Origin of the sequence: Desulfosoma sp. (genome assembly GCA_037481875.1) — a bacterium.
In the GTDB taxonomy this organism is placed as follows: Bacteria; Desulfobacterota; Syntrophobacteria; order Syntrophobacterales; family DSM-9756; genus Desulfosoma.
Genome location: JBBFKY010000005.1, coordinates 190653 through 213349 on the forward strand (window position 1 = coordinate 190653; position 22697 = coordinate 213349).

A 22697-nucleotide genomic window follows, 5' to 3' on the forward strand; every position below is an offset into this window, starting at 1 on the left:
CCCTCCATTTTTCGATACTCACCGGGAACATTCATTCGGGATAAAAGGCATGGGCCTTTTCACTGATGGGCCACAAAAACCTGCACATCAAGCGGGTCTTCAGGGCGAATGCTTGTGTACACTTTTAGCTCAGTGCGTTTCTGGAATCCCTGCGGAACTGTCTCAAGCTTCGCCGTGATTTCCAATAAATAACCGGCAACACCTTCTTCAAGCTTTGTCTCCACGTTCAAAAGCTTCGCATCGTATTCCAACCGCAAAATACGAAAGTCGGTTCCGCCGTGGTGCACCACCAGAACTCGGCCCACCCGGTTTTCGTTGGATCCTTTCACCTTTCCAACCAGAACACTTGTGGGCCGAATCCCCACAGGCCCTTCCACCATTCCTCGAACCGTGAGCAGCACTTCCGGCTTTTGAGGGTGGTCCGTCTCCAATCGAACATACCCGGCATAACTGCCCTGCTCAGCCCTATTTTCGACGATCAGCCGGTAACGCCTGCCTTCCTCCAGCGTCTCCACCTGTGTGCGAATCTCCTTTTCCAGGTTGGTTTCCACACGCAGAATGCGCATCGGCACTTTCAGACTTTCCACTTCCACGTGCTGCGCTTGTAACCCCGCCGACGGCCCTCGAAAAACCACCGTATCGCTTGGGCGAATATCAACAAAAGGAACCACCTTGAGGCTTACGGCAAGTGAAGCCCTAGGGCTTTGGGGATCATTGCAGTGCACTGTGGCGCTCTTGGTGACCTTTCCCCGAAATCCCGAAAGATTGATGGATAACGTGATTTTTCCCTCTCCACCTGGAGGGATAAGCCGGTCGAACCTGGCCACGCTGCAGCCTCAGCCAGGGCGAACCTGTTCGATGGAAAGAGGCGCCGTACCGGTATTACGTACCACAAAATCGTGGGAAACAGTGCCGTTTTCCATCACTTCACCCAAGTCTACCACTGGATTTTCAATGATAATTCGGGGAGTATCTGTTTTTTCCGAAGGAGTCGAAGTCGGTGGCGTTGAATCTGCCGATGCCATGAAAGAGACAAACATCACCGAGAAAATAGCCGGAACAAACGTGAGGCCTTTCAAAAGAGAACGGAGGTCTTTCAGGCTATTCCTTGAATGAGGCCGAGCTTTTGGGCGCCTGTGCCCATTCCCGGTCAAAACAGCCGCCTTGATCCGACTTCCTTGCATTTGTGCGGGCACGCTTGTGTCTCCCTTAAGAAACGTCTGATGGAGCGCCCTTATGAGACGACGGTTCCTGCCACAGTTTCTTGAGAGGAACTATTTCGATTCCTTCCTTTTGAAAAGTCTCCGCCTCCTCCTGCAACACTTTCAAAGTGATCGGATGAGGATGACCGATAGCGACGGCTTCACCTTGCACCCTGGCTCGACGAATGAGCTCGGCGATTTGACGACGAACAAACTCTTCCGTCGGTTCATGATCCAGAAAAATATCCCTCTGGGCACAGGTCACCCCAATCTCCCGCGCCACCGAAACCGCCACGCTTCGGCCACTGGTGTAACTGTCCAAATAATAAAACCCTCTCGATTTCAGATACTGCAGCACAACCCTCATGGCCTCGGGGTCTTCCGTGAACTTGGAACCCATATGGTTGTTAAGACCTCGAGCGTAGGGGTTTTCCTTCAGAGCCTTTTCAATCTGGGCCACCATTTCCTGAGGGGTCATAGCCACCAACAGGGCACCTTTGCCGGGGTTTGTTGCAGGATAGCCGTGGGGTTCCATGGGCATATGGATCAGCACTTCATGCCCATGGGCCGCCGCCAAAGCCGCCACTTCACGCGTGTGGGGAAGGTGAGGCAGCACGGAAAAGGTCAAGGGTAAGGGAAGGTTAATGAATTTACGTGCTATTTTCAGATCGTAGCCGAAATCGTCGATCACCAAGGCCACTCGAGCCAGGGCAGGTTTTTCCGGCACCGTGGGCGGTACCGGCGGCTCAACGGGTGGTTTCGGCACCGCAGCCACCACGCTGGGCCCCTGGGAGTCCGCCGTATGACGAGAAGTTTTGGATGTCTCCTCCAAGGACCCATTGGACGTCACTGACTTGGTTCTTCTAGGAGCTTGAGCCTGTGACGCAGGACCAGTCATCTCCCCAGTCTGTCTTCCCTTGATTTCCACTGAGGATGTTCGAAAAGGGTTCCCTTTAGCCCAAAACACAAGGCTTAGAAGAATAAACAGCACAACAATCCACACGGTGAGCATAGGGACAAAGACGCTTTCCTTGGGGGACTTTCGTCCTGCTCGACCGGATGTCGCGGCTCCCTTTCGCGTTCTCTGTCCCAAGAGGGCCCTTGGACGCTTGCCTGTTGAGACGGGCCTTTTACCTTGGGTTGTGGCCATCTGAGCGCGGGTCCTTTGCTCTATTTGTACCGTGTTTCCGCCATGATGCGATAACTCTTGAGCAGCTCCAGAGCGTGGCGCACTTGATTGTCCACCTCAAGCCATTTTTCCGTCTCCGTCGGCTGCTCCGGCACCGCCCCCTTGTCCTGTTGCTCGGGACTGTCGGACGGGGCCTCCATGTGCCGAGGTAAATCTTTTTCACGCAAACGTCGTGCCGATTCCTCACTGCCATTTTCCGGGTTGGGCACAATGCGCTTGACCACAATGTCCGGCGTAATGCCCTTGGCTTGAATGGAACGTCCGCTGGGAGTGTAATACAGCGACGTGGTCAGACGTACCGCCGATCCGTCGTTGAGCGGGATGACGGTCTGCACGGAACCCTTACCGAAAGTGGGTTCACCCACAATGACAGCCCTTCGGTGATCTTGCAAGGCCCCTGCCACAATTTCCGACGCGCTGGCACTACCCCCGTTTACCAGAACCACGATGGGATACGGATGGGGCACGGCGTTTTTGGTCGCTTCAAAGCGCATCTGCTGGTTTTCACGACGTCCGCCCGTGTAGACAATAAGGCCCGAGTCCAAAAACTCGTCGGCCACGGCCACCGCCTGATCCAGTAAGCCTCCCGGGTTATTGCGCAGATCCAGAATCAATCCCTGCAGCGGTTTTTCCTCCGCCTCCAGCTTTTCCAAGACCTTCCTCAGATCGCGTCCCGTACCGCTCTGAAAGCTGGAAATACGCACATAACCATAGCCTTTTTCCAAAAAGCGCGTTCGTACGCTTTGAATGGAAATGATGTCTCGAGTCAACTCAAATTCCAGGGGTTTGCGCTGACCTTCCCGCATGATCGTGAGCTTGACCTTGGTGCCCTTTGGGCCCCGCATCTTTTGCACCGCTTCCGTCAGACTCATTTCCTGGGTCGGAGCTCCATCGATCTTGATGATCTGGTCATTGGCTTGAATACCGGCCTTGTCCGCCGGGGTTCCTTCCAAGGGAGCCACCACGGTCAGGACTCCGTTGCGAACGGTAATCTCGATGCCGATCCCGCCGAACTTCCCCTTGGTTTCTATTTCGAGCTCTTTGTAGTCCTCAGGGCGCAAAAAGGACGAGTGAGGATCCAGTTCTCGAAGCATGCCGCTGATGGCCCCGTAAATGAGCTTTCGAGAATCCACCTCCTCCACGTAATGATCCTGGACCAAATTCATCACATCACTAAAGAGCTTGAGCTGCTCGTAGACGCCCTTTTCAGCCCCCGTCGCCATGGCTCTCAAAGCGATCCATCCCGCCAAGGCCACACAAGCGGTCATGACAACCAAACGAGTCTTTCTGCTCCCTTTTTTCATCGTTTCTTCCTTTTGAATCCCAAAATGTCATCGACTTCACAGCACACGAGGGCCCTCAGGGGTTTAACCTCAGCCCATGCCATTATAAAAGAACTCGTCAAAGAAAGAACGTTTTTTTAACACAAACGATGGACTCGAACGCGCTCACAAAATCCGTTTTTCTCAGGACATTGCACTTCGCCTGTCAAGAAGCTATAAGAGATTCGGGTCGCCTCGACAAAGAAGGCCACCCGTCCGTTTTTCGACTCTTTCGACGACTTTGCCGCTCGAGGGACTCACAATTCGGTAACGAGAAAGGGGGGAGACCCCATGGCCGAAATCAAAAGCACGCTCGATATTGTTTTGGAAAAAACCAAGCACTTGGTCCTCACCCCGCAAGAACGACAAGCCATGGAACGAAAAGAACACCTGGAGAGGGTGCCCGGCATGGTGCAACGCTTCTTGGACGGGGCTTGGAGCCTTGAGCAGATGCTGGAAGCCTGGAAAAACATCCCTGAAACTTACCGAGAAGACGCTCGCAAAAGCATGCTTCAAAAGCTCCTGGACTTCTTGTCGGAAAAGAAGTCCCTGGGCGCCCTGGTCCCGGCTTTTCAAGCCTTGGGCTCCACGACGGATCTTCCCTATGTGGATCGGCTGAGTCAGCTGGCCATGAAAAACAAAGAAGCCGATGACTCTTGGGAAGCACGGCAAAACCGTCTCTTAGCCCGGCTTGCCGAAAAGGGGATTCGAGGAGACGCCGTCCATGTGACACCCGCCTTGGATCCGCAATGGAACGAATCCCTTGACACTATGGCCCATCAGATCGAGACTTTGAAGATCCAGTGGCTTGCAGCTCTTACCGAAAATGTTTCTTCTGCGCCTTCTGGACCTATTGGGGCCAGGCCTGTGGGGTCTGAGGGCCGAAAAAATACTGACGAATGAGATAAAAATTTTCTTTGACGGCGCCTCGCCCGTCCAGTACCGGTCCGTGACCGGGACACAGCACTTGAGTGTCCAGTTGCATCAATTTATCCAAGCTGCGCACCAACAAGCCCGCATTCCCACCGGGAAGATCCACTCGGCCGACACTTTGGACAAAGACCACATCTCCGGAAAACAGCACGCCAGGTTTTTCCCAGTAAAAACAAACAGACCCCGGCGCATGCCCCGGTGTTTCGATCACCTGAAACACCTCCGGGCCCAGTTCCAACCGACCTTCTTTGATGAAAAAATCCACGGAAAACTCGGGCATCTTTTGCCCCGTCATCTGCTCCCACTGAGCGCTGAAACGGCGAAGGAACGCTAAGGCCTCTTCATGCATGGAAATAAGCGTCCCTAGTTCCTTGAGCTTCAGTAACCCTTCACAGTGATCCGGATGAGGGTGCGTGGCCAAAGCGACATGAACATCTTCCAAGCTGAATCCATCCTGAGCCATGCGTGCTTCCAAATGATGCAACAGATGAGCGTGTCCGGGATCGATGAGAATTCTCACCGGACCATCGATTAAGTAACTGTTGCAATTATTTTCCGTATAGCTTTCCCAAGGATAGATATACAAGTTTTTCGGTAAGGGCATAAGGTTGTCAACCTCCGGGTTTTCTCTTAGCTCACCAAACCAATCCCAAAAATCCGATTACACGTTTTCTTTAGAGGCTCGAGGCCTGCCGGCGACTTTTATGGTGGATGAAGGGCCGGCCAAGGCATGCCATCGAAAGGCGTCACGAAGGCACACACGCAGGTTACTGTAAATCCCTCTTCGACTGTTGATGAGATACACACTGTGACCGATATGAAACAGCTCGTGCACCAGCCGGCACACTTCCCGATTGTCCAAAGACTCCCTCGAATCCGCTAAAGCCTCCTCGAACAAGACGGCAATCTTGTCGCGCATGCGCAGCTCGGTGTCCACAAGGAACACGGCCACTTCAGGTTGCAAGTCTTTAAGACGGTTAAGAAAAGCCTTCACCGCCGGCATCTCGACACCTCGCGGCGGGGACGATTTCACTTCCACGTAAACCAACCGGTGGTTGACCAAGGCGATCACATCATAGTCTCCACCATGACGGGTACGATTCAACCGAACGTTAAATATGGCTGGAGCCAAAAATTCTCTTTGAAAAATCTGCCATACGTACCATTCCAAAGTAGGCCCGAAACTGGGCACCGGGGGTCGTATCCATTGCCAACGCCACTGGGAGTCCATGCGGACGAGCCCCATATGTTCCAATTCTTTAAGGTAACAGCGCACGGTTTTTGGGGAGCAGTATCGTGTGAGGGGCTCCAAAGATTCCCCATGGGAAGTGCGAATGGCATCGCGCAGAAATAAGCGAAAGGAATAACGGCGAAGCAAAGCGTAAAGACGATCCACAGCCTCTTGAGGGGCTTCCGGAGGAATAATCACTTGGCTGGTGTCTCCATGACTCACCACGGGAAGTCCCCTCTGACTCAAAGCGCTTTCCACAGGGTGCACCCATGCGGCCTGAGACGCCTTAAGAGTCCAAAGTTCGTGTTGTAAACGATCCAATCGCTGAGAAAGTTCGCGAATGGCTTCCCATTCCTTCTCCCCCATCACGATGCCACCTCTGTGAGACACACATCCACAGGCTTGTCGAAATGGACTCGAATTTCATAGAAACCATCCATATAAGAACTGTCCACAAAATATCCAAGCCTTTGAAAGATACCGAAGACCTTTTCATTGCCCGGCCGAATGTAAGCCCGAAATTGACGAATACCGTTCCGTATGGCGATTTCCGCAAGGTATTGAATCATAAAAGATGCGATACCTCTTCGTCCGTAATCGGGATGAACCGCAAAGTCCACTTCCGCCCCCGGAGATTCCTCATCGGCAATGAAACGGCCCACGGCGACAATTCTTTCTTCTTCCATGTGTCCCACAAGACCTACCAGGGTCATTTCCCGATCATAGTCGATATTGACCAGACGATGGACATCCACCTGAGGATACACCTTCATGGTGGAAAGGAACCGAATGTAGGCTTCATCCTTGGGTAAGGAGTAGAAAAACTCTCGTAACAAACGTTCATCCGTGGGTTTGGCCGGTCGGAAAAAGACTTCCGTTTCCTCGTCAAACACCTGTTTGACTTCCAGTTCTTCCGGGTAAATAGCCTTGGCAGCTCGAATGGCGAATTGCTCTTTCTTGAGCAACTGAATACGGTAGGCGTGACGTGTCAGTTCCTCGCGAAAATCCGGATGGGCAATACCGATCAAAGCCAACGCCCGTTCTCGAAGGCTCTTGCCCTGAAGCTGAGCAATACCGTACTCGGTCACCACGTATTGAACACCACCTCGAGTGGTCACCACACCACCTCCGGGGGTGAGTGTGGGAACGATGCGGGAACGGCCGTCTTCCGTCAAGGACGGAAGCACCGTAATGGTTCTACCTCCCTTGGAATTTCGAGCCCCCCTCAAGAAATCCACGGCGCCTCCCACGCCGCTGTAAATCTGGTATCCCATGGAATCGGAACAGACCTGCCCGGTGAGATCGATTTCCAGAGCGGAATTGACACACACCATTTTCTCGTTTTGAGAAATAATCAGGTAATTGTTGGTGTATTCCACGGGATAAAGAGCCACCATGGGATTGTTGTCAACGAAATCAAAAAGAGTTCGAGTCCCGATACAAAAACTGGCGATGATCTTTCCAGGATGAAGCGTCTTCTTGGCGTTGGTGATAACACCTTTTTCCACAAGATACAGGTAAGCATCGGTGAGCATATCCGTATGAACGCCGAGATCCTTTTTGTCTTCCAACGCATAAAGAACGGCGCTCGGAATGGACCCGACACCGATACGGATCGTAGAGCCGTCTTCAATGAGTTTGGCTGCTTGAGCCCCGATAGCCGAGGCCACCTCGGTCACTTCGGATGGAGGCATTTCCAGCAGCGGTTCGTCCCATGCAATCAAGGCATCGATTTCATCCACGTGAATGAAGGAGTCCCCCAAAGTGCGAGGCATATACCTGTTGACTTGAGCGATGACCGTCTTGGCCGTCTCTGCAGCCGCTTTGACGATGTCCACGGAAATGCCGAGTGAGCAAAAACCGTGGTCGTCAGGGGGAGCCACCTGAATGAGAGCCACGTCGATGGGAAGGGTACCACTTCGAAACAACCCGGGGACATCCCCTAAATTGATGGGTGTGTAATCGGCCCGTCCTTCAGCGACGGCCTTTCGGGAAGCCGCGGCCACAAAAAAGGATTTCAATCGGCACTTGTCATGGTAACTTTCTTCCAGGAACGTGTGTTTTCCCAAGCTCAAAATATGAAGGATTTCGATGTCGGCCAGTTTGGGCAGGGCTTCTTCCAAAGCACGTACGAGCTGCTGAGGTTCTCCGCAGGCTGAGCCGATAAAAATCCTTTGGCCTCTTTTCAGGGCTCGAAAGGCTCGGCGTATGTCGGTGAGCTTCTTGTGCCATTCACCTTGCCGAGCCTCTTCGGCATTTCGGCTTGTATTCACCAACGGATTCTGCGAGTCGCTCATGGGCTTCGTTTCCTCATTTCAAATGGAAAGGCTCTTGCTGCGATCGACGCCACACATAGAGAACCGCCGCAGTAAGCATCATGACCGAACATAAAATCTGTCCCATGGTCAAGGAACCCCAAAGAAAACCCAGATTTTCGTCGGGTTCTCGAAAGAACTCGAGAAGAAAACGAATAGCTCCGTAGAAAAAAAGAAAAGCCGTCACCAGGACTCCATCCTTGCGTTGGTGCCGTGACAGCCGCCACAGAATGATAAAAAGCAGCACACCTTCTCCCAAAGCCTCATAGATTTGGGAAGGATGTCGAGGGATGGGACCGCCGTCAGGAAAAACCATAGCCCACGGCACCCGGCTTGGCCTTCCGTATAATTCCCCATTGATGAAGTTGCCGAGACGCCCTAATCCCAAGCCGATGGGAGCCGTGACAGCCACGCAGTCCGCCACGCCCCAAAAGGGTAAGCCGATACGACGGCAAAAAATCCATCCTGCAAACACACTGCCGATAAGGCCACCGTGAAAGGACATGCCCCCATGCCATGTGGCGATGATTTCCAGAGGATTCTTTAGATAAAAGGACCAGTTATCGTACTGGTAAAAAAGAAGAAAACCAAGTCGGGCTCCCACCACCAAACCCACAGCCAGGTAAAGAATCAAATCCTGCATACGTTCCGAAGTCAGGCCGATTTCCTTGGCTTTTGGAAGTCGTGAAGCCAAATAGTAGGTGCTCAAAAAACCCAGCACATACATCAAACCGTACCAGCGAAGCTGAATGGGCCCAATGGAAAGGATTTCAGGACGAATGTTAGGATACGGAATCATAAGATGGCCTCCCTTTCTTTCGAGCCCATATAAACACACGCCTGGTATCAGCGTCAACGTCGGTCGGCTCCTTCGGATTTTCCTTGCAGAAAGACACGGTGTTTGTCGCCGGTGGCTGCGTTGACACGCCTGGGGCGCTGTGGCATAGAGTCAACGCTGTGGCAGTGCTGTTTTCGAAATTTAGCATTTCCAAGAGTTTTTAATTTCATGGAGCCTTTCAGCGGGCATGGAGAATGCGGGATTGGTTCGAAACACGGCGGTAACGGAAGTGCAGAAAAGGGTCGGCTTTTGGTTGGACGGGGCCGAACAATGGGCAGAACCATGTTTGCCCGTCGTGGATCCAGCCACGGAAGAACCTTTTGCTTCCGTACCTGTTTGTGACGCCTTGTGTGTGGATCGAGCCGTCACCGGAGCGGTGCAGGCCCAAAAGGATTGGAAAAAGACGCCACCGCAACACCGTCGCCATGTGCTTCGATCCCTCGCCGAAAAGATCCGCCTTCACAAGGAACATCTAGCAGCCCTGATCACCCGGGAAACAGGGAAACCCAAGCACGCGGCACAAGCGGAAGTGGACAACACGGCTCAATTGATCGACTATTTCGCAGAAGAAGCTTACCGCCTTTCAGGGATTCTTCCCCTGCTTGGGGACCCTCATAGGCACACCTTGGTTGTTCGAGAACCCTTGGGAGTGGTGGCCGCCATCACGCCTTTCAATTACCCTTTGAGCACTCTTGTGTGCAAAGCGGCCCCGGCTTTGGCCGTAGGATGCGCTGTGGTGGCCAAGCCCGATGAACACACACCCTTGTCCTCTTTGGCTCTGGCGAAACTTGCCTTTGAGTCCGGCCTTCCTGCCGGGCTTTTCCAAGTTATCACCGGACCCGGACCTGTTACGGGAGCCGCTCTGGTGGATCACCGAGACGTGCGCGGTGTCTCCTTCACAGGAAGCACAGAGGTGGGGAAAGAAATTCAACGTCGTGGGGCCGCTGGAGTCAAACGCATGATTCTGGAACTGGGCGGATCATGCCCCGTCATCGTGTGCCAAGATGCGCGCTGGCGCACTCACCTGCCTCACATGGTCGCTCAGGCTTACAAAAATTCAGGTCAGTACTGCTACCGCATGACCCGTTTCTATGTGCACAAAACCCTATGGACCGATTTTGTCACCGAATTCACGGACCAAGTGATGAAGCTTCGCCTCGGGCATCCCGAGGAACCTGAAACGGATTTGGGACCGCTCAGTCATCAAGGCATTCTGCAACGGGTCAGCACCCAAGTGTCCCGGTTTCGGGAAGCTGGAGCCACCATTCATCAGGCTGTGGTTCCGGAACACTTGACCCGAGGGTTTTATTTTCCACCGACTGTCATCACGGATGTTCCAACCCAGGTGCCTGAGGTTTACGAGGAAATTTTCGGCCCGGTCACTTTGCTTGTTCCATTTGACAATGAAGCGGAAGCCTTGGAAGACGCTAATCGTTCTCCGTACGGCCTTGCGGCCTATGTTTTCACCGAGGACCTAGCCAAAGGACTGCGCCTGGCCGACCATTTGGAAGCCGGCAGTGTTTGGATCAATGAAGTGCATCAAGCCCTGCCGGAAGCTCCCTTTGGAGGCATGAAGGAAAGCGGGCTGGGGCGTGAAAAGTCCCGATTCGGCGTGGAAGCCTTTACGGAACTGAAAACCATCTACATATCTTATGCCTAAGGGGGCAAACCATGGTTCCCATCGTCTGTGTTGTGGGCGCATCCAATGTGGGCAAAACCACTTTCCTGGAAAAGCTCATTCCAGCTTTGGTGCAGCGAGGGTATCGTGTAGGAACCATTAAGCACGATGTGCACGGGTTTCAGATGGACCGGGAGGGCAAGGACACTTGGCGCCATGCCCAAGCGGGAGCTCAAACCATCGCCATTTCATCCCCTGTCCGAGTGGCTTCCATTCGCACCGTTGCCGCCGAACTCCCTCTGGAAGAAGTGGTCTCTCGCTATTTCTGGGATGAAGACATTGTGCTCGCTGAAGGATTCAAACGTTCCGTCTTTCCAAAGATCGAGGTCTTTCGCTCCGCCATTGAACCTCAGCCTTTGTGTTCCGCATCCGACAATCTTATCGCGCTCATCACGGACGAGCTTCTGGAAACGGAGGTCCCTCGGTTCGGCTTTTCCGATGTGGAAGGAGTCGCCGACTTTCTTCAAGCCCGCTACCTGCAAGACCGAAAAAAGCCTCGTGTGCTGGTTCAGATCGACGGAAAAAAACTTCCCATGAAGGATTTCGTTCAAGATTTTATCGCCGGCGGCATTGTGGGCATGGTCTCGCAGCTTCGAGGCTGGAAAAGGCCGAAACAGCTGAAGGTGACCATAACTCTGGGAGACGAGGCGTGATTGCCGGAGCGGTGTTGGCCGGGGGAAAAAGCCGGCGTTTTGGACGGAACAAAGCTCTGGAAGTTTTTCAAGGACTGCGCCTCATCGACCGCGCCGTAATGAACCTCTCCAGGGTGTGCGATGCCGTCATGGTCGTGGCCAATGACCTCCTTCCTTACGCAGACATGGACCTTTTGTTGGTTCGCGATATTGTGCCTCAATTCGGACCGCTTGCCGGCATCTTTACCGCTCTCTATTTTTCCCCGCATTCTTGGGTGTTTGTTCGTGCCACCGACATGCCTTTTCTTGACCCGTCTTTAGCGCACGCCATGACGGCCTTCACCCATCTTCCTCGTGTGGATGTGGTGGTGCTCAAGAAAGAAGAAAAATTCGAACCCCTCATGGCGCTCTACCATGTGCGCTGCCTGCCCCATATTCGACGATGCATCGAATCGGATCAACGACAAATCATCAGTTTTTACCGAAATGTGCGCGTATACGCCGTGGAAGAATCCCAATGGCGCCGTTATGATCCTGAAGGCCGAAGTCTTTGGAATATCAACACTCCTGAAGACTATGAGCAAATGCTCGAGTTGTGGAAAACACTTGATTCGACGGAATCCGGCGGAACCAATCCTGAACCATGATATCGCAGCCGCAAGCCATCCCTCTGGAAGAGGCCGTCCGTCTGGCCGCTCAAATTGTGCAGCCGGCTTCCCTTGAATGGGTGCCTTTGCCGGAAGCCCTTCATCGAATTCTGGCTCAGGACATCATCGCTCCATTTTCTATTCCCAGCGAAAGCCGTTCACGCATGGACGGCTACGCCGTTCGGGCCGCGGACACACAAGGGGCCACACTGAAGCATCCACGGTTGGTGCACTGCCTCGAGCACGTCTTGTCGGCAGGAAGCGTGCCTGCTGTAAAGTTGGAGCCAGGCACGGCGTGCCGGATTCTTACAGGCGCCGTGTTGCCAGCTGGAGCGGATGCCGTCGTGCCCGACGAAAATACGGAGCGAATCGACGGCCAACTGAAAATTTACTCCGAAGTTCTTCCAGGCCAGTGGGTGACTTCAGCGGGGGAATGGCTGGAACGGGGCACCGTGACGCTTCGAGCCGGTCACAGGCTGACGCCTTCAAGAATCTCTGCTGCGGCCGCTTTGGGCTGCAGCCTGCTTCCTTTGGTTGTTTCCTGTCGAGTGGCCTTGGCGAGTACAGGCGACGAGATTCTGGAGCTTGGAACAAAGCATGAAAGAGGCGGATCGTATCCCGATACTCGGTACCTCTTGGCAGCCATGCTCCAAAACGCCGGTGCCGTCCCGATGCACCTGGGATGTATTCCAGACAACCCCTTCCATATCAGCGCCGTTCTGGAGGCAGCCGCTGGGGATATAGTGATCACCACCGGAGGAACCGGTGGAGGAAACAAGGATCTGATTTTTCAAGTGTGGAACGATCTCGGCATCGTTCCTGTTTTTCGAGGGGTCGAGATCAAGCCTGGAAGCAGCACAGCCTTGGGAACCCGAAAAAACCAACTCTACTGGGCTCTTCCCGGATCCCCCTGGGCTGCCCAAGTGATTTTCCATGAACTTTTCTTACCCGTCCTTGAACGTTGGTATGGCACAAGGGAGCCTTTGGCTCAGACGTTTTCGGCAAGGCTTAAATGTTCGATGGAACCAAAAGGGAGGGGGGCTCGTGCCATACCGGGAAACCTGGTGTGCTGCGATGGAACCCTTTGGTTTGATCCTCTCCTCCAAGAATCCCCGTCTTCCCTGATTCCGCTGGCGGAAAAAAACGCCTACGCTCTTGTGCCGGCTCAGGCCGGACTCCTTCCTGCGGAAACCTTTGTCACGGTACGCCTGCTTCTTGGATCTTCCCTGGACTCGAGCCATAGGGGAAAATCGCCTCCTGACACAGAAAAGCGACCCATGAGTTCGCCATAATTCGCTGTTTTCTTCAGAGTTTTTACGAAAAGTGGTCCAAAATCGCACATGACTCTATTCAACGAAGTCAGGAGCGTGTATAGTGCTGGCTCGATTTCTCAAGCACGGAGGGAATACCGTTCATGCTCAAAGGCACATACATCGAAAAGCAATACTATAAAATCCTGCAAACCATTCTGGTACCTCTTCTGGTTCGGCTCAAGGTTCAACCGAACCAGGTCTCCATTATGGGCTTAGGTCTAAGCGTGGCGGCAGGGCTGGCTTTCCTCTTTCAACCCTTTTGGGGGGGCCTTCTCACTCTTCTGGCCGGCTTGGTGGACACATTGGACGGGAGTTTGGCTCGCAGCACAGGAAAAGCCCGTAACTCAGGCGCTTTTCTGGATTCCGTTCTGGACCGTTATTCCGAATTCTTTATCTATCTCGGCATCTGGGGTTATTTTTGCCGAAAAGGTTCCTCGGAACCCTTTCTTTCCTTTCTGGTACTTTGTATACTTTTTGGATCCTTGATGGTCAGTTACACACGGGCCCGTGCCGAAGGGCTCGGACAAAAATGTCTGGTTGGCTTTTTGCAACGTGGAGAACGCGTGATTTTGATCGGGCTCGGCGGCATGGCCAATCCGGCCTTTAACAAACTCTCCCGCCTTCCTTTCAGCGCCTCAGGCGAGGACGCCTTTCTCATGGTGACTCTTTTTATTCTGGCTGTCGGCACCAACCTGACGGCTCTATGGCGTTTCTGGCACGTTCTTCAAGCTCTGCACGAAGAGGGAACCTCAAAATCCATGACGGACATAAGGAGCTGATCCGTCACCCGATGGCCCGGTCTCCTTTTGCAGACCCCGCAGGCCGCTGAAGGGGCGTCTTCAGCCCATGCCCCTTGTTTTCCAACATATTCTAGATCAAAGGTTCCGGAAGCTTTCGCAGAATGACTCGGTCATCTTCTCGGTAGATTTCAAAGGAATCCCCTACGGAAAAGCCAAGCTGGTCGATAAGAAGCGCCTTGTTGAGAGTGATGCTTCCGCTTTGCCCTATGGTGCGATGGTTCGTGGTCTTGATGATCACCGAGGGCGCCTGAGCTTCCATTTGCTTGGGACGTCTTCGAACCACGGGTTTGGTGATAACCTCGGGTTCTGGACGCTCTTCAAACTTTTCCCGCACTCGAGGCTGGCTGGTGGCTCTGGCAGGACGATTCAGAGCAGGCTCCGAAGCCCGTTGCTTACCGAAACCCATTTGAGGAATTTCGCCTAATTCCATGAGGCCCTTGAGGTATAAGTCTTGAACCTCGCTTTTAAATCGAAGCCCAAAAAGCTTCTGCACCGCTTCCAATGATCGGCCGTTTCGAATTTCATTGACGATCAGTTTCGGGTCGATGTTTTTGTATTCCACATCCATAGCACGTTCCTTTCCGGTAAACATTCTTGGTTCTCTTTCCTGATCACAAGAGTCGTGACACAAAAATCACGTCTTGATACCTAATCGCATCCTCTGCACATACTCCAACCCACAACTGAAAAACATTGGGGATTTTCAGCGCTTCCCCATGTCATGATGCGCTCCGCCTTTTTGCGGCGCCTTCGAAGGCAAGCAACTTACCGGCGAAGGGGTTTGCTGAGAGTATGTTGTCAGCTCACGAGTTTTGGGAATTTTTTGAGATGCGACGACAATGCCGTCAACGGCATTCTAAAGCTAACAAAGCCTTCTCAAAGAATCAACCGTGTTTCACATCCAATTTCAAAATGCCCCCTCGATACCACCACAGCCGCGGCATTTCTCAAAAAGAGGAAGCGCGGCGCGCGTCCTTATAGGGAAAGCCTTCGCAAAGGTCAACGGCAAAACGACATTGTTCCGTATTTTTTTGAAGTCCAGGCACCGGGAAAGGAGGAAAAAAAACCGCGCGGAACTTTCCGCTACCTCTCGTTTCGCCTTCTAGCATTGGCTTCGCAAAATCCGTGACAAATCCCTTGTCAACTCGGCGACACGCTCCGCATGGCGCTCACTCAAGGTACCACATCCACAACTCGGCGTCACAAGGCTTTGCTGCAGCACCGATGCTATCGATATCTCGGATCCGCACAAAGTTCGGACTTGATCCTTCCAGCGTTGCGCCAGTGATTCCGCCGACACTTTGTCGATTAAGGCCTCTTCCGACGTTGGGACCATGCCCCAAGCCACGATGCCGCCTCGATAAAAGAACTCAAGATACTGCTTTCGATATAAGGCGAAACGATCAAAGAACTGATACGCATCCAGGTTGATAATATCAAGGGGACATTCAAAGACGAGACCCCAGTCCGTATTGGCGCAGACGTGCACACCGACCAAAGCCCCCGCCTGTCTCAAAGGTTCGGCGACCTGTGTGATCAGCGACTTCACTTGATCCGCGGAAACAGTGATAAACGCCGATGTGCCGAAACCTGCCAGGGCCGGTTCATCCAGAAAAAGGATGACGGGTTTTTGCCATCGACTCAGATGCTGCAATTGCCATAGGGCTTTCATGGCCAAATGCTTCACCACAATATCGCACATGCGGTCGTCAAAGAGCAGCGCACGCCGATTCTGATCCGTCATGCCGCTCAAAAGCGTAAAAGGGCCGACAATTTGTCCTTTGACAGCACTCCAATCGCGGGGTCTTTGATCGAGCCTGTCTAAAAAGAGGCGAAAGGTTCGGCCTGTCTCCTTTCCCATGGCAAAGCGGGACTCCTCTAGAAGGGACAGGGAGGCCTCTACGGCCAGATAATCTTCATAAAAAGATAGAATTTCCTGGTCAGAATCCAGCGTATCCACCCATACGCGATCATTTTGTTGACGGACTCCAGGAAGTCCTTCCAAGTACTGCAGCATCATCTGTTCGGCGGCATATCGGGACAACTGAGGCCAGACCGGAATGTCGGTCATGGTTTCCAAAATGACGCTTACCGCACGCTCAGGGTCTGCGTGCGGCATGCTGCCCACAAGTGTTGCCCGTCCTGCAGGATCAAAAAGTCCCATTGCAAAGTCGCTCCTCAAAGAGTATGGTTTCTATTCTGTGAATATCTTTCAGGTATCTGGGTTGCCGCAGAAATTTCCTTCGCCCGCCTTCCCCGGAATCGTCTAGCATAGAGCGGCATCCTGGTCAAACACGCAGAGTGGAGGCCAAGATGGAGGAAAGAGCCCCCAGGCGTTCCAACCGGGAATTGGAAAACAAGAAATTTTTACTGATTTTACTTGCTTTGCTGCTCGTTCTGACCGTGGGGGCTCTTTATGTGCTCATGAAAACCGGCCGGCCTCCCTTTGAGACCACTCCGCCCTCGACACAAAAGCCGGCGGAATCCGATCAAAGCACCGCTTCGGCAGGACCTGACAAAATACGAAGACCTATCCCCGTCGTTGTGGAAGAAAGGCCGCCTGCTCCGGCTTTGAGTGAGCCAGCTGCTTCCAGCTACCCGGAAGTTTCCCCTGAGACCTCTCAGGAAGAGCGAAAAGACGCTTTCGGTCTTAAAACCAGTGTGGATCACGTGGTTCAGCCCCAGGAACCCTTCAGCGCTCATGGCCGACAATGGACCGTGGAAGAGATACAAAAGCGTCTAGCCGGTCGGGCCACTCAAACCCCGAACCAACCCGGGCCCTCTCCAGAACCCGGAACAGAAAGACAAGCCGTTGGAGGCTTTCTGCCGAAACCCCTGCCCACAACACCTCCCAGAACGGTGTCTGAAAAGACGATTTACTACGGAGTCCGTCTGGTTCGACCCGGCGAAAACCTATGGAAGATTCACTATGGTGTCATTCGAGAATATTTCGCACGGCGCGGTATCGAGCTTCCGCCTCGCGCCGATCAACCTCGAGCTGATGGACGCAGCTCCGGGATTGGGCGCCTTTTAAAATTCCTGGAAAGCATCGTGCACGTTTATGATGCTCGAAGGAATCGTCTGGTCGACGACATCAACCTTCTCCATCCCGATGACCTTATTGTTTTCTTCAATATCTCCGAATTGTTTGAAGCTTTGGACCAGGTGGAAGCCAAAGACCTGGAAGCTTTGCGTTATCTTGGGTCCTCGTTGCAAATAAGAAGGCCTTCGGCATCGAGAATTCTTCTAAACCGAAAAGACCTTCAAGGATTTTCCGTTCCGCCTTTGCCTTCTGAGCTGCGTTGAAAACCGTTGACAAACATAACGTTCTCCCGAAGGAGCAAACACATGGCACAAGATCTCAAGAAAATGTACCGCACCGTGATGGATGATCATTTTCCGGAAGAACTTTGTATTCGTTTTGGACATCAGGAACTGCTGTACCGAAAAAGGACATGGAAATTTCCCGACGAAAAAACAGGGGAACTCATCGAAAAGGGTCTTCGTTATGGAGAAAACCCCGGTCAGGAAGCGGCACTCTACGAGCTTGTTTCAGGAAACCTAACCTTGGGAGACTGTCACTTTATTGAGCCAGGTCGAGGGCTTGTGAGCGCCATAACCGAAGAGGATATGGTGCAGGCGGGAAAACATCCGGGAAAGATCAACCTTACGGATCTGGATAACGGGCTGAATATCATCAAATATCTCATGGATCGCCCCTGCGCCGTCATCCTTAAGCATAATAACCCCTGCGGCGTCGCGCACGGGGAAATTTTAGCGGAAGCGTATTATCGAGCCAATCGAGCGGATCGCATTGCGGCTTTTGGAGGATGTCTGGTTTTGAATCGAAGTCTCGATAAGGATACCGCGGAATTGGCGGCTCAAAATTACCTGGAGGTTCTGGCGGCTCCGGATTTTGAAGAAGGCGCTTTGGATATTGTCAAAAAGCGGGCGAATCTTCGAATTATTCAAGTGCGACGGATGGATCGGCTGGAAGAATATCGAAACTTGCGTTTTGTGGATTTTAAATCGCTCATGGATGGCGGTCTCATCGTGCAACAATCCCAACTATGCGCCGTCAAAGGTCCCCAAGATCTCAAACTGGCCGAAACGATCCATGAAGGCAAAACCTACCGGATTCAACGGGCTCCCACGGATAAAGAAATGCAGGATCTTCTTTTCGGGTGGTATGTGGAACAAGGGGTGACCTCCAATTCCGTTCTTTATGTGAAGGATCTGTGCACGGTGGCTATCGGCACGGGAGAACAGGACCGAGTGGGAGTTGCGGAACTGGCCGTCTATAAGGCTTACCGCAACTACGGCGATGCGCTCTGCTTTGAAAAATACGGCATCTCCTACAAGGAACTGGAACGCGCCGTGGAAACAGGACAAAGGCCTCGAAAGGACCGTGAAGAAATCGATGCGGCGGTTCGTGAAGTGAAAGCGGGCCTGGTAGGATCCACCATGGTCTCCGACGCCTTTTTCCCGTTTCGAGACGGCGTGGATGTGGGGCTTCGCCAAGGGGTCACCGCAGTGGTCCAACCCGGTGGATCTCTGAGAGACTGGGAAGTCATTGAAGCCTGCAATGAAGCGGGAGCCACCATGGTGTTCACGGGGCAACGAGCTTTTAAGCACTAGCAGTTTTGCCGAGAACGTGGAACGAGTCAGGCCAGACCAGGCCCAAAACTTTTGTTTACCTGGGTGCGCGGGCATCCCGCCCGCATCATGAGTGGGCCGTCCCGAACATGAGCGTGCTGGGAATCGAGCTTTCAGGAAAACCATGGCCTTTTTTTTCCGGCCAAGCCTGGATGTTTCTGCCGCTACCGCATCTGTGGGGGTGGACCTGAGTATCCGCCCTAAACGATTGGCATGCCTGAACGGCCTGGGGGCGGACACATGGGTTCGCCCCGACGTGGGTGACCGAGAATTTTTCCTTGGGTGCGGGGCATCCCACACACATACACGGCAGGTCAGAGGCTCCAGCTCCCACGAAAACAAAGGTCTTGCAGTTTCGGGGCGACGGTGAGCCTCACCCCTAGGGGTCTGGGAGTAGGTTTATTCCTGATGGTGCAAGTCAGCGGCCCGCTCCCTTCACGGCTGGGACATCGATGATTCCAGGAGAAAGGCTGTTTTCAGACAACTGCTTAGAGGCCCTGCCAAGCGGGTACGAGGTCCTGAGGGACACCCAAGTGGTCCAGGATACGGGCGACGATAAAGTCTAGAAGATCCTTCACACTTTGCGGATGGTGGTAAAAACCTGGAGCCGGAGGCAGTACAAGACCGCCCGCTTCAGTTATCGCCATCATGTTTTTCAGGTGCACAAGACTGAGCGGGGTTTCTCGAGGCACCACAATAAGCGGCCTTCTTTCCTTGAGACACACGTCGGCCGCCCGATGAATGAGGTTATTGGCCAAACCGTTGGCGATGGCGGCTAGAGTCCCCATGGTGCAGGGGACAATCACCATGCCTTGCGTGCGAAAGGAGCCGCTGGCGATAGGGGCACTGAAGTCTTCTTCACCATAAAGAGGCACTCCGTCCGGCAGGTCCTCTTCAAGATTTCTCCCCGTTTCCAAATGATAAACAAGCCTTCCGGCCGAAGAGGCCACCACATGGGCCGAAACACCTCGCTGGGCAAAAAATTGAAATAACCTTTGCGCATAGGGTGCTCCACTGGCGCCCGTGACCGCCACAATGACCGGAAGAGAGCTCATGGGCTCCAGACCTCCTCCACTGTTCGTCCTTCATGGACCAAAGCGACAATGGCCGCTAAGAAACGTTCCGGGGTCGCGTGCTGAAAAACATTGCGGCCCACCGCCACACCTGCAAGGCCGGCTTGTAGTCCCTGCTGAATTTTTGTCAGAAAAGCTCTTTCATCGGCTTCTTTGCTGCCACCGGCCATGACCACCGGCACAGGAACACTGTTCACGATGTGTTCCAGGCTTTCTTCATGCTGCGGCGCCGGTATCTTGATGATATCCGCCCCCAGTTCGGCGGCCACCCGTGCCGCATGCATCACGGCTTCATCAGGCAGCGGTTTCGGGGCGTGGGCTCCTCGCACATAAATCATCACCAAAAAAGGCAGGTTCCACAGGGCACAGGCCTCTCCCACATGTCCAAGGTCTCTGAGCATGTGAGGTTCGGCATCATCTCCCAAATTCACGTGAACCGAAACCCCGTCCGCTCCTCGACGAATGGCTTCTTCCACAGACCCAACCAAAACCTTTTGATGAAAAGCGGGACCAAGCTGGGTACTGGCCGAAAGATGCATGAAAATGCCGGGAAGAGGCCCAGGGATTTGTTCCAGATACGTCATCATGCCTTTATGCAGCACGAGCCCATCCGCCCCCGAGGCAATGCCGTAGCGAATCACGTATTTCATGCGCTCAAGGCCGCGTATGGGGCCGCAACTGACGCCGTGATCCAAAGGAAACAGCACCAGACGACCGTCTTCTCTGGAAAAAAAACGTCGCAACCTTAAATGCTTACCGCCCATTGTTTGCCTTCTCCTGCAAAAGGTTCCCCTCCCGTGGTCTCCTCTCTTACGTCGCTTTCGGCCCAAAAATCCAATGGGGGACAGGCAGGAATATCGCCGACGTCCACCATGAAACGGTAAAAAAGCCTCAAACCTTCTAAGGCCCTTTCATGAAGGTCAAAAATGAAAGTTTTGTAATATCGCTGCAAACCCACGAGATCCAAAATACCCAAGCGGCTGGCTTCTTGACACAAAACATCCAGATGCTGAAGTCCCCACGACTTGGATGCCCATAAAGATCGCACCGCCTCGCGGACCAGGGCCGGCTCTCGAGCCGCCACATCCCGGCGCACCACCCACAGGGCAAACACAAAGGGATGCCCCGTCCAGCCATGCCACACTTCCGCCAGATCATAGCGAAAAGGATAGTTCGCATGACCGCGCCACACCAGGGCTTCGTCACCGATGGCCAAAAAGGCCGTCGGTGACGATCCGTTGGCCAAAGCGTCAGCCAGAGCTCCACGATGGTAGCGTACATTTTTAAGGTTCCAGAATATTTCCACGAGGATCTTCAGCAGCACAACGGAAGTGTCCGAATGCCGAGTTAAAAGAATATCTTCACCTTCAAGGGATTCCAAAGGCTTTTGGCTTAACAACAACACACTATGGACCGGCCCGGCACAGGCGATGGCCAAGCCGGGGACAATCTTGAACAACTGCGGATGCCGAGCATACATAACCGAAGAAACAGCACTGAGATCCAACTCTCCGCGACACACCATGGCGTTCAGTTCCGATGGACAATGGGCCGAGATGTGACACGGATTGGGAACCAGACGCTGTTCCATAGCGTAATAGACCGGCCAAACATTCAAGTAATCGATTTTTCCGAGCTTCAGTGTGAGGTGGTGTCCGCGACCCATACCATAGACCCCTGCGCCGCATGGCGAATGATTCTTTCGGCCAGATCGTTTTCCGTGGAAAAAGAACCCGAAACGGAAACGGCCAAGAAAGGCGTTTTGGCCCCAGGACCCAAATGTCCGAAAAATGGATGGAGACCAAGGGCCTGAGCCCCTATGGACGTGACCATACGTAACACCGTCGCCGGCGTGATGCCCGGCATGCCATCCAAGACAGCGGTTGCTTCACGAAACAGATTCAGGTCTTCATTACTGGCCAGGCTGTCCGTTCCCAAAGCACAGCGAATCCCTCTTTGAAGGGCCGCTTCGATGCGGGGAATCGTTCCTTCGATCCACGCATTGCTTCGCGGACAAAAGCACACGGCGGCCCCACAGCGCGCCACCACGTTCCAATCCTCTTCGTTCACATGCACCATGTGGACCAAAAGGGTCTGAGCGTCCAAAACACCCAAGGTCTGCAGGGTTTTCACCGGGGATGTTCCCGAAGGACGCCAGGAGGCATCCCAACGCCCCAAGGACTGCAACAGATCGCGGCAAAAGCCCGTGCCGTCTCGAACAAAGTGCACCTCGTCGGAATGCTCGGCTGCATGGATGGAAAAAAGCAACCCTCTGGAACGGCTCCAGGCTTTGGCTTGGGCGATAACTTTCCAAGATGTTGCATAGAGGGAATGCGCTGCCAGAAACGTGTATGGCTTGTGGGTTATGGCCTCTGGAGAAAAGAGTTCATGAAGATTCTGACAATGAAATCCCAATAACTCCACGAATCGATGTTCATGGGGAATTTTTGAAGGTTCCGGAAATGACTCCACAGGCGGATTCATAACGTTGGCAAAGCACCGCGTGCCGGACTGAAAGGCCTGTAGGGATCCCGTTTTGTGTGCATCCCGTCGTTTAGAAGGACTCAGGTTTTCTTTGGCCTGAAACACGGATACAAGCCATTGAGGAAATCCCATGGGCTGTGAAGGTCTGGAAAGAGAAAGAAGACTGAAGTCCAAATGCGTATGGGCGTTCACAGCTCCGGGAACAAGGGCGGCCTCCTCATGATCCCACAAACGCACCGAAGCGTTCCCGAATTTTTTGCGCATGTCCTGAGCCCGGCCGGATTCCAGGATTCGGTCGTGACTCACCACCACGGCCCCGTCGGCCACGGGCGGTCCCATACCCACAAAAACCCAAGGCGCTCGATGGATCTCCACGCCTTTCAT

22 protein-coding genes are annotated in these 22697 nt (G+C 53.4%); 8 read left to right on the forward strand and 14 right to left on the reverse strand.

What is annotated here, in order from left to right:
* Positions 1-59: 59 nt before the first annotated feature.
* From WHS46_09120 to WHS46_09135, 4 genes are all read right to left on the reverse strand, one after another.
* The gene (locus WHS46_09120; GenBank protein ID MEJ5348834.1) at positions 60-827 is read right to left on the reverse strand and encodes an OS_HP3 family (seleno)protein; all 768 of its coding nucleotides are present in this window, start codon (positions 825-827) and stop codon (positions 60-62) included.
* Positions 828-836: 9 nt separating this feature from the next.
* Positions 837-1079: a DUF1573 domain-containing protein gene (locus WHS46_09125; protein ID MEJ5348835.1), complete on the reverse strand. Its 243-nt coding sequence runs from the start codon at positions 1077-1079 to the stop codon at positions 837-839.
* A gap of 130 nt (positions 1080-1209) precedes the next feature.
* The gene (locus tag WHS46_09130) at positions 1210-1980 is read right to left on the reverse strand and encodes a divergent polysaccharide deacetylase family protein (GenBank protein MEJ5348836.1); all 771 of its coding nucleotides are present in this window, start codon (positions 1978-1980) and stop codon (positions 1210-1212) included.
* 392 nt (positions 1981-2372) lie between these two features.
* Positions 2373-3695 carry a S41 family peptidase gene (locus WHS46_09135; GenBank protein ID MEJ5348837.1) on the reverse strand — a complete coding sequence of 441 codons (1323 nt, stop codon included), beginning with the start codon at positions 3693-3695 and terminating at the stop codon, positions 2373-2375.
* 309 nt (positions 3696-4004) lie between these two features.
* Between WHS46_09135 and WHS46_09140 the strand changes: the two genes are divergently transcribed.
* Positions 4005-4616 (forward strand): hypothetical protein, encoded by a 612-nt coding sequence (locus tag WHS46_09140; protein MEJ5348838.1) that lies wholly within the window; start codon positions 4005-4007, stop codon positions 4614-4616.
* Here WHS46_09140 and WHS46_09145 read toward each other — a convergent pair.
* The 4 genes from WHS46_09145 to lgt are packed head-to-tail and all read right to left on the reverse strand — an operon-like array spanning position 4564 to position 8991.
* Positions 4564-5250, reverse strand: coding sequence for an MBL fold metallo-hydrolase (locus WHS46_09145; GenBank protein MEJ5348839.1), 687 nt, complete (start codon positions 5248-5250; stop codon positions 4564-4566). The two genes, WHS46_09140 and WHS46_09145, sit on opposite strands and share 53 nt — an antisense overlap.
* A 57-nt stretch (positions 5251-5307) precedes the next feature.
* Positions 5308-6243 (reverse strand): hypothetical protein, encoded by a 936-nt coding sequence (locus WHS46_09150; GenBank protein MEJ5348840.1) that lies wholly within the window; start codon positions 6241-6243, stop codon positions 5308-5310.
* Positions 6243-8174 (reverse strand): GNAT family N-acetyltransferase, encoded by a 1932-nt coding sequence (locus WHS46_09155; protein MEJ5348841.1) that lies wholly within the window; start codon positions 8172-8174, stop codon positions 6243-6245. The genes WHS46_09150 and WHS46_09155 overlap by 1 nt, the downstream gene beginning before the upstream one ends.
* 13 nt (positions 8175-8187) lie before the next feature.
* Positions 8188-8991: a prolipoprotein diacylglyceryl transferase gene (lgt, locus tag WHS46_09160; GenBank protein ID MEJ5348842.1), complete on the reverse strand. Its 804-nt coding sequence runs from the start codon at positions 8989-8991 to the stop codon at positions 8188-8190.
* Positions 8992-9217: 226 nt separating this feature from the next.
* Here lgt and WHS46_09165 point away from each other — a divergent pair, with 226 nt between their 5' ends.
* From WHS46_09165 to WHS46_09185, 5 genes are all read left to right on the forward strand, one after another.
* Positions 9218-10690 (forward strand): aldehyde dehydrogenase family protein, encoded by a 1473-nt coding sequence (locus WHS46_09165; protein MEJ5348843.1) that lies wholly within the window; start codon positions 9218-9220, stop codon positions 10688-10690.
* Between the two features lie 11 nt (positions 10691-10701).
* Positions 10702-11361, forward strand: coding sequence for a molybdopterin-guanine dinucleotide biosynthesis protein B (gene mobB / locus WHS46_09170; protein ID MEJ5348844.1), 660 nt, complete (start codon positions 10702-10704; stop codon positions 11359-11361).
* Positions 11358-11987 (forward strand): molybdenum cofactor guanylyltransferase, encoded by a 630-nt coding sequence (locus tag WHS46_09175; GenBank protein ID MEJ5348845.1) that lies wholly within the window; start codon positions 11358-11360, stop codon positions 11985-11987. Before mobB ends, WHS46_09175 begins: the two co-directional genes overlap by 4 nt.
* Positions 11984-13279, forward strand: a complete 1296-nt coding sequence (locus WHS46_09180; protein ID MEJ5348846.1) for a molybdopterin molybdotransferase MoeA — start codon at positions 11984-11986, stop codon at positions 13277-13279. The genes WHS46_09175 and WHS46_09180 overlap by 4 nt, the downstream gene beginning before the upstream one ends.
* A gap of 122 nt (positions 13280-13401) precedes the next feature.
* On the forward strand, positions 13402-14079 hold the full coding sequence (locus WHS46_09185) for a CDP-alcohol phosphatidyltransferase family protein (protein MEJ5348847.1): 678 nt from the start codon (positions 13402-13404) through the stop codon (positions 14077-14079).
* A gap of 91 nt (positions 14080-14170) precedes the next feature.
* On the opposite strand, the gene WHS46_09190 is transcribed toward WHS46_09185, so the two are convergent.
* The gene (locus WHS46_09190; GenBank protein ID MEJ5348848.1) at positions 14171-14692 is read right to left on the reverse strand and encodes an AbrB/MazE/SpoVT family DNA-binding domain-containing protein; all 522 of its coding nucleotides are present in this window, start codon (positions 14690-14692) and stop codon (positions 14171-14173) included.
* A 510-nt stretch (positions 14693-15202) separates the two neighbouring features.
* Positions 15203-16264, reverse strand: coding sequence for a hypothetical protein (locus tag WHS46_09195; GenBank protein MEJ5348849.1), 1062 nt, complete (start codon positions 16262-16264; stop codon positions 15203-15205).
* 149 nt (positions 16265-16413) lie between these two features.
* Between WHS46_09195 and WHS46_09200 the strand changes: the two genes are divergently transcribed.
* Positions 16414-17406: a hypothetical protein gene (locus WHS46_09200; GenBank protein MEJ5348850.1), complete on the forward strand. Its 993-nt coding sequence runs from the start codon at positions 16414-16416 to the stop codon at positions 17404-17406.
* A 42-nt stretch (positions 17407-17448) separates the two neighbouring features.
* Positions 17449-18738 (forward strand): IMP cyclohydrolase, encoded by a 1290-nt coding sequence (locus tag WHS46_09205; GenBank protein MEJ5348851.1) that lies wholly within the window; start codon positions 17449-17451, stop codon positions 18736-18738.
* Between the two features lie 506 nt (positions 18739-19244).
* Here WHS46_09205 and WHS46_09210 read toward each other — a convergent pair.
* Genes WHS46_09210 through WHS46_09225 form a run of 4 tightly spaced genes read right to left on the reverse strand, consistent with a single transcriptional unit; the run spans position 19245 to position 22697 of the window.
* The gene (locus WHS46_09210; protein MEJ5348852.1) at positions 19245-19811 is read right to left on the reverse strand and encodes a flavin prenyltransferase UbiX; all 567 of its coding nucleotides are present in this window, start codon (positions 19809-19811) and stop codon (positions 19245-19247) included.
* Complete coding sequence (locus tag WHS46_09215; protein ID MEJ5348853.1) at positions 19808-20593, reverse strand: 2-amino-3,7-dideoxy-D-threo-hept-6-ulosonate synthase; 786 nt, start codon at positions 20591-20593, stop codon at positions 19808-19810. The genes WHS46_09210 and WHS46_09215 overlap by 4 nt, the downstream gene beginning before the upstream one ends.
* Positions 20575-21495 carry a menaquinone biosynthesis protein gene (locus tag WHS46_09220; protein ID MEJ5348854.1) on the reverse strand — a complete coding sequence of 307 codons (921 nt, stop codon included), beginning with the start codon at positions 21493-21495 and terminating at the stop codon, positions 20575-20577. Before WHS46_09220 ends, WHS46_09215 begins: the two co-directional genes overlap by 19 nt.
* Positions 21468-22697 carry an amidohydrolase family protein gene (locus WHS46_09225; protein MEJ5348855.1) on the reverse strand — a complete coding sequence of 410 codons (1230 nt, stop codon included), beginning with the start codon at positions 22695-22697 and terminating at the stop codon, positions 21468-21470. Before WHS46_09225 ends, WHS46_09220 begins: the two co-directional genes overlap by 28 nt.